The sequence below is a fragment of the Alicyclobacillus macrosporangiidus CPP55 genome, assembly GCF_000702485.1.
Taxonomy (GTDB): domain Bacteria; phylum Bacillota; class Bacilli; order Alicyclobacillales; family Alicyclobacillaceae; genus Alicyclobacillus_H; species Alicyclobacillus_H macrosporangiidus_B.
The window spans coordinates 717,176-730,750 of sequence record NZ_JNIL01000001.1; the positions used below are offsets into that span (position 1 = coordinate 717,176).

A 13,575-nucleotide genomic window follows, 5' to 3' on the forward strand; every position below is an offset into this window, starting at 1 on the left:
GCCATATTTCATGGGATTCCGGTGATGTCGGGTTCCACCAGGTTTCGTCCGTTCACACCCCGGCCATCTCGTCCCAGACGGATGCCAGAGCCGCCAGCGGATCGTCCGCTCGCGTCACCGCACGGCCGAGCACCAGGCGCGTCGCGCCGGCCTTCATCGCCTCCCCCGGTGTGAGGCTTCGCACCTGGTCGTGGCGCGGGGCTCCCGCCGGGCGGGTGCCCGGGACGACGATCTCAAATCCGGGCGGCGCGGCCGCACGGATACGGCGAGCCTCGAGCGCCGACGCCACCACCCCGTCGAGGCCGCAGCGGGCAGCCAAGCCGGCCCAGCGCTCGACCAGCGCCTCCGGTTCGGCCTGCGGCCCGCCCCAGCCCAATGCCTGCAGGTCGGATGTGCCGAGACTCGTGAGAACCGTCACCGCCAGCAACAGAGGCCGCACGGCACCGGCCGCCCCCGCCGCTTGGTCCAGTGCCTCCCGGGCGGCCATCAGCATGGCCGGACCGCCCGAAGCGTGCACGTTGACCATCTCGACCTCGAAACGGGCGATGGCGCGCAGGGCCCCCGCGACGGTGTTCGGAATGTCGTGCAGCTTCACGTCGAGAAATACGCGCTTCCCCATCGACCGCAAGGCCGACAGGGCGACGGGACCGTCGCCGAAGAACAGCTCCAGCCCCACCTTGTATCCGTCCACCGCGGGCCCGAACCGGTGCACGAGCGCCTCTGCCTGCGTCCACGTCGGCACGTCCAGCGCCACGTAGGTGGCGCGCCGCACGCCGTCGTATCGGGGTTCGCACAACACCGTCTGCAACGCTTCGCTCACCGGCCCACCTCCACCTGGGAAGCCGAGTCCGCGGCATGCGATCCCTTTCCCGCCCGTGAAGCGGGCGACGGAAGCGGCACGGTGGCGAAGCGGATGGTGGAGAGCACCTCCAGCAGGGACGCCGCCGTATCCAACGAGGTCAGGCACGGTACGCCGTGCTCGACCGCGGTGCGGCGGATGCGAAAACCGTCGCGCTCGGGCTTGAGCCCCTTCGTGAGGGTGTTGATCACCAGCTGGATCTTCCCGTCGCGGATGTCGTCGGCCAAGTTCGGCGTACCCTGCGCCAGTTTGTTCACGATGCGCACCGGCAGGCCCTTCTTTCGCAGGAAGCGCGCGGTTCCCTCGGTGGCCGCGATGCGGTAGCCGAGATTCGCGAAGCCCTCGAGGATGGGCCACGCTTCCTCCTTGTCCTTGTCGGAAATGGTGGCGAGGACCGTCCCGTGCACCGGGATGGCCATGCCCGCCGCCAACAGGCCTTTGTACAGGGCCTTGGCCAGCGTACGCTCGCTGCTCATCACCTCGCCGGTCGACTTCATCTCCGGCCCCAGGGTGATGTCCACCCGGCGCAGCTTGGCGAAGGAGAACACCGGCACCTTGACCGAGACCAGCGGCTGCTCCGGCGCCAACCCCGTGTCGTATCCGAACTCCGCCAACGATCCGCCGAGCACCGCGTGCATCGCCAGGTCCACCATCGGGATGCCGGTCACCTTGGACAAGAACGGCACCGTGCGTGAGGAGCGCGGGTTGACCTCGAGGACGTAAACCTGATCGCCCTGCACGACGAACTGGATGTTGACCAACCCCTTGACCGACAGGCCGCGGGCGATCCGCACCGTATAGTCCACCAGCGTCTGCTTGACCGCCTCCGTCAGAGACTGGGGCGGGTACACCGCGATGGAGTCCCCCGAGTGCACGCCAGCGCGCTCGATGTGCTCCATGATGCCCGGGATGATGACCGTCTGGCCGTCGCTGACCGCGTCGACCTCCACCTCGGTGCCCTGCACGTACCGGTCAATCAGGACCGGGTGGCTTTGCGAGGCGCGGACCGCGTCGCGCATGTACACTTGGAGCTCCTCATCGTTATAGATGATCTGCATCGCTCGCCCGCCGAGGACGTACGACGGACGCACCAGAACCGGATAGCCCAACCGGCTCGCCGACGCCAAGGCCTCCTCGGCCGAGGTGACGGTCACGCCCGCCGGCCGCGGGATGCGAAGCTCCGCCAGGAGCGCGTCGAACTTCTCCCGATCCTCCGCGCGGTCGATATCGTCGAGCGAGGTCCCGACAATCCGCACCCCCGCTTTCGTCAGCGGCTCGGCCAAGTTGATGGCCGTCTGGCCACCGAACTGCACGATCACCCCCTCCGGCTGTTCGCGTTCAATCACGTTCAACACGTCGTCGATGTACAGCGGCTCGAAGTACAGCCGGTCGGACGTGTTGAAGTCGGTCGAGACCGTCTCCGGGTTATTGTTGACGATCACGGCGTCATACCCGGCCCGCCGGATGGCCCACACCGCGTGCACAGACCCGTAGTCGAACTCGATGCCCTGACCGATTCGGATGGGCCCCGAGCCGAGCACGAGCATTTTCTTCTTGGCGCTCGGCGCCACCTCATCCTCTTCTTCATACGTGCTGTAGTAGTACGGCGTCGCCGCCTCGAACTCTCCCGCGCAGGTGTCCACCATCTTGTAAACCGGCCGGATCCCGAGCTCCCGGCACAGCTGCCGCACCGCGTCCACCGGTACCCCGGTCAACCGGGCGATCACGCTGTCCGGATACCCCATCCGTTTCACCCGGCGCAGCGTCTCCGCCTCGGCCCTCAGGCCCGCAACCCCCTTCCCGGCGAGCCCCGACAGCGTCCGCTCCGCCCCGACCAGCCGCTCGATCTTGGCCAAAAACCAGCGGTCGATCTTCGTCAGCTCGTACAGCGTCTCCCGCGGCATGCCGCGACGCATGGCCTCGGCCAGAAGCCACAGCCGCTCGTCGTCCGGCTCCGCCAGGCGCCGCTCAAGCTCAGCGTCGGACAGCCGTTCCGCCCCTTCCATTTGCAGCGAATCGCGCCCGATCTCGAGCGACCGGATGGCCTTCATCAGGGACTCCTCGAACGTCCGCCCGATGGCCATGACCTCGCCGGTGGCTTTCATCTGCGTCCCCAGCCGGCGGTTGGCGCTCTGGAACTTGTCGAACGGCCAGCGCGGGATCTTCGTCACGACATAGTCCAGCGCCGGCTCGAAGCAGGCGTACGTCTGCTGGGTGACCGGGTTGACGATCTCGTCCAGCCGGTAGCCCACCGCGATCTTCGTCGCCACGCGGGCAATCGGATAGCCGGTCGCCTTGGAGGCCAGCGCGCTGGAGCGGCTCACGCGCGGGTTGACCTCAATCACGTAGTACTTCCGGCTCAGCGGATCCAGCGCGAACTGGATGTTGCATCCGCCCTCAATCTTCAACGCCCGGATGATGCGCAGGCTCGCCGAGCGCAGCATCTGGTGGTCCTGGTCGGAGAGCGTCTGGCTCGGAGCGACGACGATGCTGTCGCCGGTGTGGATGCCGACCGGATCGACATTTTCCATGTTGCATACGATGATGCAGTTGTCCGCCCCGTCGCGGATGACCTCATACTCCAATTCCTTGTACCCGGCGATGCTGCGTTCCACCAACACCTGGTGGATGGGGGACAGGGTCAGCCCGAGTTCGACAATCTCCTCGTACTCTTCCCAATTTCCCGCGATGCCTCCGCCGGTTCCGCCCAGGGTGTAAGCCGGGCGGATGATGATCGGGAAGCCGATCTCGCGGGCGAACTGCCGAGCCTCTTCCATGGAGGTCACGATGGCGCTCTCCGGCACCGGCTCGCCGAGCCGGTTCATCAAGGCGCGGAACCGTTCCCGGTCCTCCGCCTCCCGGATGGAATCGAGCTGCGTCCCGAGCAGCTCGACGCCCTCCGCTTCGAGCACCCCCATCTCCGCCAGCTGCACCGCCATGTTCAGACCCGTCTGTCCGCCCAAGGTCGGCAACAGACCGTCCGGCCGCTCCTTGCGGATGATCTGGGCGACGAACTCCGGCGTCAGCGGCTCGATGTACACCTTGTCCGCCATCTCCGGGTCGGTCATGATGGTGGCCGGGTTGGAGTTGACCAGCACCACCTCGTACCCTTCTTCGCGGAGGGCCTGGCAGGCCTGAGTGCCCGCATAGTCGAACTCCGCAGCCTGCCCGATGGTGATGGGGCCGCTGCCGATGACCATGATCTTGCGCAAATCAGTCCGCTTCGGCACGAGGGATCCACCTTCCTTCCTGGACGGCGTCCATCAGCTGCATGAACTCGTCGAACAACCCGTCCGAATCGTCCGGGCCGGGCCGGGCCTCGGGGTGGTACTGCACGCAAAAGGCTGGATACCGGCGGTGAATGAGCCCTTCCACCGTGCCGTCGTTCTGGTTGACGTGCGTCAGCTCCAGGTCCGTGCCAGGCAGGGACGCCGGATCCACCATATAGCCGTGGTTCTGGGAGGTGATGGCGACGCGGCCGGTGCGCAAGTCCTTGACCGGGTGGTTGACTCCCCGGTGGCCGAAGCGCATCTTCACCGTCCGCGCTCCGCACGCCAGCGCAATCAATTGCAGCCCGAGGCAGATGCCGAAAATCGGCACCTTGCCGAGCAGCTGGCGGACCGTCTCAATGGCGTACGGCGCGTCCTCGGGATCGCCCGGGCCGTTGGAGAGCATCACCCCGTGCGGCCGCCAGGCGAGGATCTCCTCGGCCGGGGTCTGCGCCGGCACCACGATGACATCGCACCCGCGCGCCAGCAACGACCGAACCACACCCGATTTCATCCCAAAGTCCATCGCCACCACCCGCCGGCCCTCGCCCGGGCAGCGATACACCGTCGGCGTCGTCACGCGCGGAATCTGATCCCGGGGAAGGGGCGCTCGCAGCTGCTCCACCAGCGCCTCTGTCGGGGTATCTTCCGTCGTCAGCACGCCGCGCAGCGTGCCGTGCACCCGGATGATCTTCGTCAGCCGCCGCGTGTCGATGCCGGCGATCCCGATGATGCCATGGCTCTCCAGGTACGATTCAATCGTCCCCACGCTCTGGAAGTGGCTGTCGATCTCGCTGAACTCCCGCACCACAAATCCATGCACGTAGGGGCGGCGCGATTCGACGTCGTCCACGTTTACCCCGTAGTTGCCGATGAGCGGGTACGTCATCGTCACAATCTGCCCGCAGTAGGACGGGTCGGTCAGCACTTCCTGGTACCCGGTCATGCCGGTGTTGAACACCACCTCGCCGAACGACTCGCCCTCCGCGCCAAACCCAACGCCGGTGAACTCCACTCCATTCTCCAGCACCAAGCGCGCCCTGCGCCTCTGCTCAACGGTCGCCAACGGGGACCCCCCTTTCGATTCGATGCACCACACGGCCCCCGTACATCGTCAGGGTCGGGAAACCGGCCGCGCGCCACCCGCGAAACGGGGTGTTGCGGCCTTTGGAGTAAAACTGCTCCGGGTCGATGACGCGTTCGCCTTCGAGATCGACCGCCACCAGGTCGGCCGGGCCGCCAGGCCGGAGGACGCCACCCGCAAGGCCGAAGGCCTGCGCGGGCCGCGTCGACATCCGTTTCACCAGCTCGGCCAGAGACATCCTTCCGGTGCCCACCAGATAGGTGTACAGGAGCGGGAACACCGTCTCGATGCCGACGAGCCCAAAGGGCGCGTCGAGCAGCGGCCGGCGCTTTTCGTCCTGCGTGTGCGGCGCGTGATCGGTCGCCACCATATCGAGTGTGCCGTCGAGGAACCCCTCCAGGCACGCGAGGCGGTCCCGCTCGCTGCGCAGAGGTGGGTTGACCTTGTAGACCGGGTCCGCCTCCTCGATGACGTCGTCCGACAACAGCAGGTGGTGGGGCGTGACCTCGGCCGTGACCTTCACGCCGCGCGCCTTTGCCCAGCGCACCAGCGACACGGCCGATTCGGTGCTGACGTGGCAGATGTGCAGGTGCGCCCCGGTCCGCTCCGCCAACAACAGGTCGCGTGCGATCATGACCGACTCCGCCTCGGCCGGGGATTCGGGTACGCCCAGCCGTTCGGCCGCACCCCGGTCGAACACCCCCCGTCCGGAGAGCGTCTCGTCCTCGGCGTGGATGGCCAGCGGCAGCCCGGCCTTCGCGGCCTCGGCCAGCGCCTGGAGCATCAAACCCCCGTGCTGTACGCCGCGGCCGTCGTCCGACAGGGCGATGGCGCCGGCCGCCTTCAGCGCCGCGAAGTCAGTCAGCCGCTCCCCGCGCTGCCCTTCCGTGATGCAGGCAATGGGCCACACCCGGCAGTGACCGGCCTCGTCGGCCCGCACCCGTACATACGCCACGCCCTCGGGGGTGTCGATGGGCGGCTTGGTGTTCGGCATGCAGGCGATCTGTGTGAAGCCGCCCGCTGCCGCCGCGCGAGTGCCAGTGGCGATGGTCTCCTTGTCCTCGAACCCCGGCTCCCGCAGATGCACATGGACGTCGATCAAGCCGGGCAACAGGACCTCTCCGTCCAGGCGGATCCGCGCATCGACCTCCGGCAGGTCCGTCCCGATAGCGAGAACCCGCCCGCTGGCGTCGTCCACCAATACGGAGACCTCGGTCAGGCTTCCGTCGGTCAGGTCCAGCAGCCGCCCCCCGTCGATCCGCCGTTTCAAACCGCATTCCCTCCCAACAGGTCGTCGAGAATCGCCATCCGCATGTACAATCCGTTCTCCGCCTGACGGAAGTAGGCCGCCCTCGGGTCCTCGTCGACCGCCGCGTCCAGCTCGTCCACCCGCGGCAACGGGTGCAGGATGCGCGCGTGCTCCGGCAGCAGGCCGAGTTCCCTGGGCCCGATGCGAAACTGTCCGGCCCCCTCCAGTTCCTCCGGCCGCTCCAGCCGCTCCCGCTGCACCCGGGTCTGGTACACCACGTCCACCTTCGGGAGCACCGCCGCCACGTCGGTGGCTTCCGCCATCTCCAGGCCTTCCGACCGCAGCCGGTGCGCGAGCGGTTCCGGCAAGCCGAGGCTGGCCGGGTGCAGGAGCGTCACACGCACGCCGGGGAAGAGGCGCAGCAGGTTCAGGAGTGAGTGCACCGTCCGGCCGTACTTGAGGTCGCCCATCACCGCGACGTGCAGTCCCTCGACTCTGCCGAGTTCGCGGGAGATGGTGTACACATCCAGCAGGGCCTGCGTCGGGTGCTCGCCCCAACCCGCCCCCGCGTTGATGATCGGGACGGGGGACAGGCGGGCCGCCTCAGCCATCGTGTACGGTTCGTGGTGCCGGACCACGATAGCATCCGCGTATGCCCCCACGATGCGGAATACGTCGGCCAGCGTCTCGCCCTTTTTGGCCGACGAGTTCTCAATGGCGTTCTCCGCGCCCACCACGTTCGCGCCCAGTTTCAACGCGGCCGACTCGAAGGAGAGCCGGGTGCGCGTACTGGGTTCGTAAAACAGCGTGGCGATCACCCGGCCCGGCAACCGCTGGCGCAGCCGCTCCCGCGGCAGCCCGCGCAGGTATTCGGCCAGATGGATGAAGCGCAGGACATCCGCCCGCGTCATGCCGTCCGTCGTCACCAGGTGGCGCACCGCCGCCTGCCGGGGGTGTTCATTCACTCTGGTCAACAATCCAAACACCGTCCTCCCGGTCGACTTCGTCGAGGTGCACCTGAATCGACTCCTCGCGCGAGGTCGGTACATTTTTGCCGACGAAATCCGCGCGGATGGGCAGCTCCCGGTGTCCCCGGTCAATCAGGGCTGCCAGTTGGACCAACCGTGCCCGCCCTGTGCACATCAGCGCATCCAGCGCCGCCCGTACGGTGCGGCCGGTGTACAAGACGTCGTCCACGAGGACGACGATTTTGTCGTGGATGTCGAGCCCAGGTACGGGAACGCGGGCCCCCTGGCCGACACCGAGATCGTCCCGGTACGGACGCGGGTCCAGTGCGAATACGGGCGGCCGGATCCCCTCAATTTCCCGCATCTTGTCGGCCATCCGCTCTGCCAAGACGGCGCCGCGGGTACGGATGCCGACGAGCACGACCCCGTCCAATCCTCGGTTTCGCTCCAGCACTTCATGCGCCATGCGCGTGATGGAGCGGCGCATGGCGTTCGCGTCCATGATCTGCGCCTTGACCTGTGCGCGGGTGTGCATGGTCGCCCTCCTCCCAACCAAAAACGGCTGCCCTCCACCCCGAGGTGGAAGGCAGCCGCTCGCAACCAGGTTGCGCCAAGGCTCAGCGCCGCAGCCCGCGGCACCCGTCGCCCCGTCTCATTCCGGCTCCTTTCCAACCTCACGGGATTGGATTAAAGGACGCTCGATTTGCATTCACTTTATCAGTCTGCGCGAAGCCCGTCAACCCCTGTTTCCCGATCACAACACCCCACCGCGCAGCCCGGACAACAGCCCCGCCATATCCTCGGGCAACGGAGAGGTGAACGAGAGCCAGTCCTGCGTCGCCGGGTGGATGAACCCCAGCGTATGCGCATGCAGGGCCTGGCCGTCGATGGACAGCGTGTGCCGCGGGCCGTACACCGGATCGCCCGCGAGAGGATGGCCGATGTACGCCAGGTGCACGCGGATCTGGTGGGTGCGGCCGGTCTCCAGGCGCAGGCGCAGATACGTGTACCGTTCGAAACGCTCGATGACCTCAAAGTGGGTAATGGCCGGTTTCCCGCCTTCCGTGACGGCCATCCGTTGCCGGTTCTTCGGGTCCCTTCCGATGGGCGCGTCTATCATGCCGCGGTCGTGGGTCAATCGCCCGTGTGCGATCGCCAGATACTCCCGCTGCATGGAATGCGCACGCAGTTGGGCGGCCAGGCCGTGGTACGCCCGGTCGCTCTTGGCCAATACCAGAAGCCCGGAGGTGTCCTTGTCGATCCGGTGGACCACCCCAGGCCGGAAATCCCCTCCGAGGGAGGACAACCGCGTCCCGCGCCCGATCAGGGCATTGACCAGGGTCCCGTGCCAATGCCCTGCCGCCGGATGCACAACCAGCCCCCGGGGCTTGTCGATCACCACGACGTCGTCATCCTCGTGGACCACGTTCAAAGGGATATCCTCGCCGGTGAGGACGATCGGCTCCGAATCGGGGATGTCCACCTCGTATCCTTCGCCCTGCTGCACCCGATCGCTCGCCTTGACGCGCGCACGCTCGGCCCGAACGCGCCCTTCCGTCAGCCAAGCCTGCACCTGGCTGCGCGAGACATCGTAGCCGAGATCCTGCAGCGATTCGGTCAGCCAACGGTCCAGTCGCGCGCCGTCGTCGTCGGCTTCCACCCACAGGCGCTCCCGGATGGTCATCGCCCCGGGTCCTCCCCGGTGGACCTGCCGTCACCCGTTCCCGCTGCCGGTTCCCCTTCCTTGCGGAACGAACCCAGCAGCAGCATCGCCACACCCACGCAGACCGCACTGTCTGCCAGGTTGAACACCGGAAAGTGGATGGCTTCGAGGTACAGGTAGTCCACCACCGTGCCCGCCGTCACGCGGTCCCACAGGTTGCCCAGGGCTCCGCCTAACACCAGCGCCAATCCGACGCGGTTCCACATCGTCAGGCGGTACCGCTGCGCGATGGCCACCACCGCGGCGCTCACGGCCACCGCGACGGTCACCAAGAGCCACCGGGCATGGTCAAGGATGCCCCAAGCAGCACCAGGGTTGCGAATAAAGTGAATGTCAAACACGCCCGGGATGACCGGAATGGTCTGCCCCAACGCCATGTGAGTTTGGATCCAGGCCTTGATGCCTTGATCGAGGACGAATACCAGCAACGCCACCACGTATAACAATGGTTGGTTCCCCTTCCCAATCGCCGTTCACAGATCGGCCATCGCCGACACCGCCCAGTCTACCATATTTGACGGATGGAGTTGACGGCGTTTCGCCGAGCGGATCGCGACGCGGACTAGCAGAGCAAGACGCTGCCACGAACGGTCAGGGAAGCTGGGATTCGTACTCCTCGTTGGAGATGCGGTCCGTCTGCTCGACGACGCCCTCGTTGTCGTCCAGGGATACATTTCCGTATCCTTCGTAGTCCCGCGCATAGCTGGGCCGCTGGTTGAAGCGGGCCACGGCTTCCCAAGCATCCTCCCCGTCGAAGGCGACGTTGCTCGTGTCGTCCGTCGCAGTGCGGCCGAACCCCGGGTGCAGGAACGCCTCCTCCAGCGGCCGCTCCCGCATCGGGTGCAGCCGTTCGTCTTCTTGCTTGCAGGCGAGGCAGAGGGCGGCGAGCGGGTTCGCCTCCAGCCGCTCCTCGGGGATGGGACTTCCGCATCGATTGCACACCCCGTATCGCCCTTCGTCGATCGCCTGAAGGGCCTGATCGATCTGCTGGAGACGGATGTGATCCAGGTCCCGCAAGGCCAGGTCCTTGCCGCGTTCGAACAGTTCGCTGCCGATGTCCGCCGGGTGATTGTCGTAACCGGACAGTTCGCCGAGTTCGTCGTTCATCGGGTCGTCCAATCCGTATTCGCCGCTGTGCTGGAGACGATCCAGCACCTGTTCCCGCTCCTTCGTCAGCCACTGGCGTTGTGATTCCCAGCGCTTCATCCCGACAACTCCCTTCCCTCCACTCAATACGTCGGCTGGTGCAATTCCGCTTGCACGATGCGAACCAACTCCGCGATGTATTTCCCGACGATGGGAAGATTGAGCATGGTCAACGCGTCGAGGATCATCAACACGACGCCCGCGACGATGGTGAATCCGATACCGATGCCCAATCCCCGAAACACCCCTCCGACCCAGTTGAGCCAAGCCAAGCGCCACGGACGCTGCAGCAGATCGGCGTACGCTCCAAAATTGACGCGCTCCAGGTGGTCCGCCAAGCGTTCGACGTCCTCGGCGATCCCGCTGCGATCAGAGGATCGGGCGTCCGCCATGTGGTCTCGCCTCCTGCCTGTAAGGTGAGACAAATCCAAGGGGCGAATGCGCTCCGATGTTTTCCAGGCAAGTTCAAAAGAATGTCACCGTTTTCAGTTACCGACAGGTGTATCATGGAGAACACACAATGGATTGGGGAGACGACCTTGCGCAGATACAGACTGCAGGCCCTGTCACTGGCCCTGATGTGGATCGGCGGCATCGAGGTCGCCGCCAGTTTCATCGCAAAGTATTGGTTTCAATTTAACATTCATTCGACGCCGTATTTCTTCCTGGCTCTGCTCGTCGGCATCGCCATGTACGTCGCCTCGAAGCTGATCTGACAGGAGCCCGCACAGGCGAGACCGGTGATGTGGCGTGCAGATAAACCTTGTTGGGGGCGGACACAAACAGGGTCACCCCGGATGTCCCTCTGGGTGACCCTGACGAAGAATCGTCAACCTTCGGCGCGCACCACATCGGGGATGACGATGTCCCGGCCCGCCTCTTGCTCAAACCGATCCCAGTCCCCGGAATCGAGCATCTCCAACTGCGCCTGGATCAAGGAGCGGAAGCGGGCGCGGAAGACCGCGGCGTGGCGCTGAATCTCCTCGACCTCTTGAGCGATTTTACGCGATTTATTGAGCGCTTCACTGACGATGCGGTCAGCGTTCTTCTCCGCCTCCTTGAGGATCAGCTGCGCCTCCTTACGGGCGTTGGCTTTCACTTCCTCCGCCGTCTCCTGAGCGACGATGATGGACTTGCTCAGGCTATCCTCGATGTTGGTAAAGTGACGCAACTTCTCCTCCAGCTGCGCGATGCGGTCTTCGAGTTCCTTGTTTTGGCGGATGAGCGCCTCGTAGTCCTGGATGATTCGCTCCAGGAAGTCGTCAACCTCGTCTTCGTCATAACCGCGGAATGCACGGCTGAACTCTTTGTTGTGAATGTCCAACGGGGACAGTGGCATCTCGACACACCTCCGTCATTCGACAACCGGTTGCACGGGACCCCAAGAATCGACAAAACGTCCTCGGAGAAGTTCGACATCCCCCGCACCAACTCCTGCAATGGAAAACACCCGCAGCTCAAGTGTCCGCCTTGAGTACGCCCACTTCCAACCTCACGCGTCCCTTCTTCGTCTCCCCCTCGACGTTGCCGACACGGATGCGGCCAAATCCACGCACGGACAACATGTCTCCTGTATCCAGCGTTGCGGCGGGGTCTGACAGCGGCGTGAAATTCAACTGCACCCGCCCGCCGTGGACAGCCTCCTGTGCGCGTTGCCGCGGCCAGTGGCAAGCCTGTGCAATGACGGCATCGGCGCGCAGAGAAGCGACGTGCACCACCTCCTGAATGTAGCGGGGAGGAGCCAGTCGGCCTTCGCCCGTCCACCGTTCCACCGTCAGACCCGATCGGCCCGCCTGACGCCAGGCGCCGAGCAAAAAGTCCTCCACGTCTGCGCACACCGCCACCACCGCCTGCCGGCCGTCTACCGCGATGTCACCCACTTTTCTGCGTTCGATCCCGGTCCCCAACAAGGAGCCCAGCAGGCTGCCGTGCGTCAGTCCGGCGGGGTCATCGGTGGATACCCGGAGCAATACGACCTCGAAATCCTCCGGCTGCGGATACCATTCATCCGGCATCACCAAGGCCCGGCGCCGCTCTGCATCGCCGCCGCCCCAAAAGGCGACCGCCAAACCATCGCGGCGCACCAAGGACTCGAGCAGGTATTGTTCTCGCGGCGTCAGAAAATCTGTCCGCTTCCAGGACTGGCGGGCGACGACCTGCCCCAGCCAATCTTCGATCCGGCGGATGAACGGACGCTCCTCCACACGAAACCACCCGGCGCTCGTCTCGGCGCCGGTCACAGTGTACGCACCACCGATACGAGCACGTACATCACTCCTTGTTCCAAAAAAAAGTACACGACGACCGCCACCAGAAAGGACAGGTCAAAGGCCACGCCGCCGAATTGCAACGGCGGGATGTACCGGCGAAACGGGCGCAGGTAGGGTTCCGTCAGACGTGAGAGGATCTGGCCAAGTTGTGTCTCCGCCAGGTCCGGGATCCATGAGATCACCGCGGTGGCAATCAAGACATACCCATACAAAGACAGGACGGCTTGAATGAGATTCAACAATGCGGTGTACAACTCCATCGGGGGTCCTCCCGCTTTACGTCCCCATGAGAAGGCGCCCGACGCGGATCAGGGTGGCGCCCTCCTCCACGGCGATTGGAAAATCATCCGACATGCCCATCGACAGTTCCGTCAATCCCGGATCGCCCAGCTGTTGGCGCGCTTCCGCCAGGAGTTCCCGCAGGCGAGCGAACACCGGGCGGACCCTTTCGGGATCATCAGTCTTAGGCGCCATCGTCATCAGTCCCCGCAACGCCAATCCAGGCAGGTCGCCGGTCTCCCGCAACAGCGGGATGGCCTCTTCCGGTGGAATGCCCGACTTGGTCTCCTCTCCCGAGACGTTCACCTGGATGAGCACTTGAACCGTGCGTCCGTACCGGATGGCTTGCCGGCTGATCTCCTGCGCCAGTGCAAGGGAGTCCACAGAATGAATCCAGTCAAAGTGACGCACCACATACTTCGCCTTGTTGGACTGCAGGTGGCCGATGAAATGCCAGACCGCCTCACGGGCACGCGGCGCCTCCAGCAGCTCGCGGGCGTGTTGCCAACGATTCTCGCCGAACTCGCGCACACCGGCTTCCAGCAAGGCGGGGACGGCCGACGGCCCGACGGTCTTTGTCACGCCCACCAGCCGCACCGCTTCCGGGGAACGTCCGCTGCGCGCGCACGCCTCGGCGACCATCCTGCGGACCCGATCCAGGCGTTCCTGAAATGCGCGTACCGTTTCCAGTCCGACTCACCCTCCGGGGGACAGCAAAGTTCGGCGCG

General features: G+C 65.4%; 15 protein-coding genes. 1 reads left to right on the top strand and 14 read right to left on the bottom strand.

The window, feature by feature from the left end; genetic code table 11:
- Positions 1 to 52 precede the first annotated feature (52 nt).
- The 10 genes from pyrF to N687_RS0103825 form a co-directional block, all read right to left on the bottom strand.
- Positions 53 to 820 carry an orotidine-5'-phosphate decarboxylase gene (gene pyrF, locus N687_RS0103780; protein WP_231493389.1) on the bottom strand — a complete coding sequence of 256 codons (768 nt, stop codon included), beginning with the start codon at positions 818 to 820 and terminating at the stop codon, positions 53 to 55.
- Entirely contained in the window at positions 817 to 4,089 is a 3,273-nt protein-coding gene (gene carB, locus N687_RS0103785; RefSeq protein ID WP_051662917.1) for a carbamoyl-phosphate synthase large subunit, read from the bottom strand. Before carB ends, pyrF begins: the two co-directional genes overlap by 4 nt.
- Positions 4,073 to 5,194: a glutamine-hydrolyzing carbamoyl-phosphate synthase small subunit gene (gene carA / locus N687_RS0103790; RefSeq protein WP_035462045.1), complete on the bottom strand. Its 1,122-nt coding sequence runs from the start codon at positions 5,192 to 5,194 to the stop codon at positions 4,073 to 4,075. Before carA ends, carB begins: the two co-directional genes overlap by 17 nt.
- Positions 5,181 to 6,482 (bottom strand): dihydroorotase, encoded by a 1,302-nt coding sequence (locus tag N687_RS0103795; RefSeq protein WP_029420589.1) that lies wholly within the window; start codon positions 6,480 to 6,482, stop codon positions 5,181 to 5,183. Before N687_RS0103795 ends, carA begins: the two co-directional genes overlap by 14 nt.
- Entirely contained in the window at positions 6,479 to 7,438 is a 960-nt protein-coding gene (pyrB, locus tag N687_RS0103800; protein ID WP_231493390.1) for an aspartate carbamoyltransferase, read from the bottom strand. Before pyrB ends, N687_RS0103795 begins: the two co-directional genes overlap by 4 nt.
- Positions 7,419 to 7,964: a bifunctional pyr operon transcriptional regulator/uracil phosphoribosyltransferase PyrR gene (gene pyrR / locus N687_RS0103805; RefSeq protein ID WP_029420591.1), complete on the bottom strand. Its 546-nt coding sequence runs from the start codon at positions 7,962 to 7,964 to the stop codon at positions 7,419 to 7,421. Before pyrR ends, pyrB begins: the two co-directional genes overlap by 20 nt.
- Before the next feature lie 219 nt (positions 7,965 to 8,183).
- A complete protein-coding gene (locus N687_RS0103810; protein ID WP_029420592.1) occupies positions 8,184 to 9,113 on the bottom strand; it encodes an RluA family pseudouridine synthase in 930 nt (309 codons plus the stop codon).
- A complete protein-coding gene (gene lspA / locus N687_RS0103815) occupies positions 9,110 to 9,589 on the bottom strand; it encodes a signal peptidase II (RefSeq protein WP_231493578.1) in 480 nt (159 codons plus the stop codon). The genes N687_RS0103810 and lspA overlap by 4 nt, the downstream gene beginning before the upstream one ends.
- Positions 9,590 to 9,743: 154 nt before the next feature.
- Positions 9,744 to 10,358 (bottom strand): TraR/DksA C4-type zinc finger protein, encoded by a 615-nt coding sequence (locus N687_RS0103820; protein ID WP_035462046.1) that lies wholly within the window; start codon positions 10,356 to 10,358, stop codon positions 9,744 to 9,746.
- Between the two features lie 23 nt (positions 10,359 to 10,381).
- Complete coding sequence (locus tag N687_RS0103825) at positions 10,382 to 10,690, bottom strand: DUF5665 domain-containing protein (protein WP_051662918.1); 309 nt, start codon at positions 10,688 to 10,690, stop codon at positions 10,382 to 10,384.
- 147 nt (positions 10,691 to 10,837) lie between these two features.
- Between N687_RS0103825 and N687_RS0103830 the strand changes: the two genes are divergently transcribed.
- A complete protein-coding gene (locus tag N687_RS0103830) occupies positions 10,838 to 11,014 on the top strand; it encodes a hypothetical protein (protein WP_156040021.1) in 177 nt (58 codons plus the stop codon).
- 113 nt (positions 11,015 to 11,127) lie between these two features.
- Here the strand turns inward: N687_RS0103830 and N687_RS0103835 are convergent, their stop codons facing one another.
- From N687_RS0103835 to N687_RS0103850, 4 genes are all read right to left on the bottom strand, one after another.
- Positions 11,128 to 11,637, bottom strand: a complete 510-nt coding sequence (locus tag N687_RS0103835; RefSeq protein WP_029420597.1) for a DivIVA domain-containing protein — start codon at positions 11,635 to 11,637, stop codon at positions 11,128 to 11,130.
- A 118-nt stretch (positions 11,638 to 11,755) separates the two neighbouring features.
- On the bottom strand, positions 11,756 to 12,502 hold the full coding sequence (locus N687_RS0103840; protein ID WP_197029198.1) for an RNA-binding protein: 747 nt from the start codon (positions 12,500 to 12,502) through the stop codon (positions 11,756 to 11,758).
- A 32-nt stretch (positions 12,503 to 12,534) separates the two neighbouring features.
- A complete protein-coding gene (locus tag N687_RS0103845) occupies positions 12,535 to 12,828 on the bottom strand; it encodes a YggT family protein (RefSeq protein ID WP_029420599.1) in 294 nt (97 codons plus the stop codon).
- A 16-nt stretch (positions 12,829 to 12,844) separates the two neighbouring features.
- On the bottom strand, positions 12,845 to 13,537 hold the full coding sequence (locus N687_RS0103850; protein WP_029420600.1) for a YggS family pyridoxal phosphate-dependent enzyme: 693 nt from the start codon (positions 13,535 to 13,537) through the stop codon (positions 12,845 to 12,847).
- Positions 13,538 to 13,575 lie beyond the last annotated feature (38 nt).

Bases quoted from the DNA above. Each gene is read 5' to 3' on its own strand.
- pyrR (WP_029420591.1), bottom strand. From the start codon at position 7,964: ATGCACACCCGCGCACAGGTCAAGGCGCAGATCATGGACGCGAACGCC.
- N687_RS0103810 (WP_029420592.1), bottom strand. From the start codon at position 9,113: ATGACCATCCGGGAGCGCCTGTGGGTGGAAGCCGACGACGACGGCGCG.
- N687_RS0103820 (WP_035462046.1), bottom strand. From the start codon at position 10,358: ATGAAGCGCTGGGAATCACAACGCCAGTGGCTGACGAAGGAGCGGGAA.
- N687_RS0103825 (WP_051662918.1), bottom strand. From the start codon at position 10,690: ATGGCGGACGCCCGATCCTCTGATCGCAGCGGGATCGCCGAGGACGTC.
- N687_RS0103835 (WP_029420597.1), bottom strand. From the start codon at position 11,637: ATGCCACTGTCCCCGTTGGACATTCACAACAAAGAGTTCAGCCGTGCA.
- N687_RS0103845 (WP_029420599.1), bottom strand. From the start codon at position 12,828: ATGGAGTTGTACACCGCATTGTTGAATCTCATTCAAGCCGTCCTGTCT.